The 284-nt window shown below is 50.4% G+C and carries 1 protein-coding gene; it reads left to right on the top strand.

Annotation, left to right across the window (positions count from 1 at the left end; genetic code table 11):
• Nucleotides 1-284: hypothetical protein (locus LI114_RS13925; protein ID WP_227221158.1), on the top strand; the 284-nt coding region annotated here is incomplete at both ends.

Raw genomic sequence — 284 nt, 5'->3', positions numbered from 1 at the left:
TACCGCAAAACGGCATTTGTAGTAGGCGTTAAGACTGCGGACGGCATGAAGTATCTCACTAACCGCGCTATTTCTAAGAACGTAGAGCCTATGCCCGACCATGTGCTGAAAGGTACCGACGCAGAGGTCTTTGCTCCTTTCGACGGCAAATACTACTCATACGTTACCATCAAAAACGGAAGCGCTTCGGTAGACTTTGAATCAAACGCTCTGACTGACGATATTTCCCAGGCGGCTCTTATCTACCCCGGCAGCGAGCTTACGGAAAGCGGCGATGAGCTTAC

Origin of the sequence: Ruminococcus sp. 210702-SL.1.03, assembly GCF_020559915.1 — a bacterium.
Taxonomy (GTDB): Bacteria; Bacillota; Clostridia; order Oscillospirales; family Ruminococcaceae; genus YE71.
Note: the sequence above shows the minus strand (reverse complement) of the source record. Positions and strands in the feature narration are given on the sequence as shown.